At 52.3% G+C, this 4172-nt stretch carries 5 protein-coding genes; all 5 read right to left on the bottom strand.

The annotated features are described in order from the left end of the window. Nucleotides 1-169: 169 nt before the first annotated feature. Nucleotides 170-652 carry a cupin domain-containing protein gene (locus V7723_RS19675; protein WP_335686207.1) on the bottom strand — a complete coding sequence of 161 codons (483 nt, stop codon included), beginning with the start codon at nt 650-652 and terminating at the stop codon, nt 170-172. Nucleotides 653-921: 269 nt separating this feature from the next. Then, nucleotides 922-1932 carry a ParB/RepB/Spo0J family partition protein gene (locus V7723_RS19670; RefSeq protein WP_335686206.1) on the bottom strand — a complete coding sequence of 337 codons (1011 nt, stop codon included), beginning with the start codon at nt 1930-1932 and terminating at the stop codon, nt 922-924. Between the two features lie 11 nt (nt 1933-1943). Beyond that, nucleotides 1944-2768 (bottom strand): ParA family protein, encoded by an 825-nt coding sequence (locus tag V7723_RS19665; protein ID WP_335686205.1) that lies wholly within the window; start codon nt 2766-2768, stop codon nt 1944-1946. 16 nt (nt 2769-2784) lie between these two features. Continuing rightward, the gene (gene rsmG / locus V7723_RS19660) at nt 2785-3414 is read right to left on the bottom strand and encodes a 16S rRNA (guanine(527)-N(7))-methyltransferase RsmG (RefSeq protein WP_335686204.1); all 630 of its coding nucleotides are present in this window, start codon (nt 3412-3414) and stop codon (nt 2785-2787) included. Next, nucleotides 3404-4172: FAD-dependent oxidoreductase (locus V7723_RS19655; RefSeq protein ID WP_335686203.1), on the bottom strand; the 769-nt coding region annotated here is incomplete at its 5' end. The genes rsmG and V7723_RS19655, both read right to left, overlap by 11 nt.

Here is a 4172-nt window from a genome sequence, read left to right as displayed (position 1 = left end):
AGGCCGTCGATCGTCTGTCCGCCCTTTCAGACAATTTTGCCGGCCATTTTGGAGTTGCCAATTAGTCCCGCCGAAGGCAGCTACTTTGAGAATTCTACAATTTTCATCATTCTGCCCCCTAAAGTGACCAAAAGGCGCGCTGTTTGCACCCTTTCGGCGATGGGCGCGGCTATTTTTTCCCCGCACCCGTCGGATTGACAATATGCTCGTGATCCACAACATCCCATGGCAGGCCATCGTTTCTGTATATACGCTTGGCAAGGTTGGGGTAATCACCCACATCATGGGGTAGTCGCTGGCCGACGACGATACATTTGAGAGTGTCGGAGCCGGAATTCACCATGGTATGCGCCTTTCCCCCTTTGCGGTAACCAATGAAGTCTCCTTCACTGATCGCATAAGTTTCGGATCCAATGATCACTTGCCCTCTGCCGGAAAGCACATAAGTGCATTCGTCCTCATGATGATGAACATGGAATTCCGTGGAGTCTTTCCCCGGCGGAACTTCAATGATGTGAAATCCAAAGCCGGTAAGTCCGGTCAGGTCTCCTAACGACTTGTTGAGGCGTTGGGCGTTCGTATTCAAGAAATGGGATTTCTGAAGTCCCTCCAAAGACTCGATTTCAGATTTCTTGATGATATATGTGTCCAATGTACCTCTCCTTTTTTTGCGTCAGGTCAATAAATACTAAATAGACGGCCAATTTTTCCCCAAATTTCACGCACGGCATCGACCCATAACACGACATGCTGTGTTGAGCGGCCTGAAAATCGGGATAAATTACCACATATTGTGCTAAAAGAGACTCGAAACCTGAGGGTTTCCGCCGGTTTCAGGGTTTGAAAGGGGTGACATCGACGATCCGTCGAAACACCGACTTTAAGGGTCGGATATATCGAAAATCGCCCGTATCGATAGAATTACTCTTCTTTTGGGTCTTCGAGGGCGGAATCCAGGGCGGATTGAATTTCAGTCCCGTAAGAATAGGATTTTGCCTCATCTTCCGTCAGCGGATCTTCAACAAGATTGTGCAGCGGCTCCCGGGTTAATCGGCGGCAAGCATCATCCAGATGATCGAGATCATCATATTTGATGGTCAACGTTCCGGTGCCGTCTGCATTATGGCGGATATCCACTTCCATACCGATGGCCACGGATAAATCATCCTCCAACGCGAGAACGTCTGCACTTTTATTGTAGCTCGACGTCTGATAACCGCTGTTCCGGGATCCTTTATCGGCCTTTTTCGCTTTCTTCTTACCCAGTTCCTCAGCGGCGCGAACACTCAAGCCTTCTTCAACGATTTTACGGGCCAATGCTTCCGGATCGTCCGCATTTATAAGGGTTCTGGCTGCACTGGCGCTAAGGCGCCCATCCCGGATCATATCCTGAACAGCTTTTGGGAGCACCAGTAATCGCATCAAGTTCGCCACGTGGGAGCGACTTTTGCCAACTTTTTTGGACAGGCTTTCCTGAATATAGTTAAACTCCTCCATCAGGCGGCGATAGGCTTCCGCTTCCTCGATGGGTGACAGGTCCTCGCGTTGGATATTCTCGATAATGGCGATTTCCATGCTTTCCGCATCGCTCAGATCCTTGATAACCACCGGGACTTCATGCAATTGCGCCAATTGTGCCGCCCGCCAGCGGCGTTCACCGGCGACGATTTCAAATTCCACTTCCTGATCGGGGTCGCGGCGGACAAGGATAGGTTGCAGAATTCCTTTTTCCCGCACCGATTCCGTCAAACTGTCCAAAGCTTCCTGATCCCAATCCTGCCGGGGCTGATACCGATTGGGACGGAGTTGTTCGACGGGTACTTCCTTGGCTGGCCGCGCTTTGTCGAGATCGGCGTAATCACTGGGCGTATCATCGCCAAGCAGAGCGGAAAGTCCGCGTCCGAGTTTTTTCTTTGAGGTTTCGTCTGTCATCATCATCTCATTCATGCAACTTCAGCCGCATTCAGTTGGCGTTCACGGCGGATTACCTCTTTGGCGAGGTTAATATAGGCTTGGCTCCCGGCACAACGATGGTCATAGATCAGAACCGGCTTGCCGTGGCTCGGAGCCTCAGAAACCCTCACATTCCGGGGAATTACGGTCTGGTAAACCGTATCACCGAGAAATTCGCGCACGTCCTGGGACACCTGCAGCGACAAATTATTCCGTTTGTCGAACATGGTCAGAACCACCCCCTGAATTTCCAGCTGCGGATTGAGGGTCTGGCGGACACGTTCAATGGTTTTAATCAACATGCTGAGCCCTTCCAGGGCAAAGAACTCACATTGCAATGGCACGACAACCGCATGGACGGCAACCAGGGCATTTAATGTCAGCAAATTCAACGAGGGCGGACAATCGATCAGAATATAATCATAGCGGTCGCTGATTTCAGCGATGGCGTCGTATAAACGGTGACTACGGCGATCCAGCTCCACCAGCTCCAACTCGGCGCCGGACAAGTCTGCGGTGGACGGAACAATGTCCAACTGCGGGATATCTGTTTTGTAAATAGCTGATTTTATTGGGGTTTCACCCATCAATACGCCGTAAACATTTCTTTCCCGGTCGTCCCGTGAAATCCCAAGACCGGTGCTGGCGTTGCCCTGCGGGTCCGTATCGATGATCAGAACGGTCTGGCCGATGGCCGCCAGAGCGGTCGCCAGATTGATGGTCGTGGTGGTTTTTCCAACACCGCCTTTTTGATTGGCGACCGCCAAAATTCGGGCTGTGGTCCGCTGATGCAGGTTTCCTACATGGGTGTTCATACCATCCGCTCCTGGGTTAGGAGTGACGGCTGACCTCGGTCAATTTCACTATACAGCCGTCATCACTTGTTAAACTACGATGCTTCTCGACCTGCATATTCCAACATTTAGACGCATTGGTCAATTCTTCATCTACATCTTGTCCCTTTAAAAACAAAAATTCTGTTTTTGAATGGACAAAGGGAGCGGCATATTCCAACAGTTTTTCCAGTGGTGCAAGCGCCCGGGCCGAGATGACATCGACAGGAAACGGCGGTAAAGCCTCGATCCGGGCCCGATGTACCGTGAGGCCGGCCAATGTTTCACGTGAAACATTTTGCATAAACAGGCATTTTCTCTGATCGCTTTCCACCGCATGAACCTCAAACTCCGTGCCGATGGCTACCACCAAAGCCGGGAAACCTGCCCCACTCCCCAGATCAAGCCATGTGCCTTTGGGCATCGAGACACAGGACAGCAATTGCCAGCTATCCAGCATATGCCGTCGCCACAGATCAGGAAGTGTGGATTTTCCCACCAGGTTAATGGCCTTCTGCCACTTCTCCAGCAAGGCACCATAGCGTCTCAGATGGTCCAATGTTTCACGTGAAACATTTGTCCGGGCCTGAAAATCTTCAGCGGTAAAGAGACGAGAATTATCCGACACGCTTGCGATGCTCGCCGCGTTTGACATACGAAAGCAAGGCCGTCAGCGCCGCCGGAGTCACACCGGAGATCCGCGCCGCCTGCCCCAATGTTGTCGGCCGAGTTTCTTCCAGCTTCTGGCGAACTTCATTGGACAGCCCGCCAATCTCACCATAAGCCAAAGTCTCCGGAAGGCTCAGGGCCTCGTCTTTTCGGAAGTCGCGAATATCTGATTTCTGCCGCTCCAAATAGCCGCTATACTGCGCGTCTATGGCCATTTGCTCGCGTATTTCCGGAGTAAAATCAGCGACTTGCGGCCAGATGGCGGTAATCTCATCAAGCCCTATATCGGGATAGGCCAGCAAATCAGATGCCGTCCGACGGACCCCATCCTGATTAACATTGAGGCCTTGACGCCGCGCTTCAGTCGGGGTGATGGCGAGACAGTCGAACATTATTCGAGCTGCGGCCAAAGCCTCTTTCTTCGTCGCGTAAATCTCGCGTCGCTCCTGCCCCACACATCCAATTTCTGTGCCCAGGTCGGTCAGCCGTTGATCCGCATTATCGGCCCGCAGGATCAATCGGTATTCGGCCCGCGAGGTAAACATGCGATAGGGTTCTTTGGTCCCGCGGGTCACCAGATCATCGATCATCACCCCAATATAGGCATCGGCACGGTCCAGAATAATCTCGGTCCCATCGCCGGCTTGCCGCGCTGCATTGAGACCGGCCATCAGGCCTTGTGCGGCGGCTTCTTCATATCCCGTAGTGCCGTTGATC

The organism is Sneathiella sp., from assembly GCF_036960985.1.
Taxonomy (GTDB): Bacteria; Pseudomonadota; Alphaproteobacteria; order Sneathiellales; family Sneathiellaceae; genus Sneathiella.
This window is presented reverse-complemented; position numbering and strand designations above follow the sequence as displayed.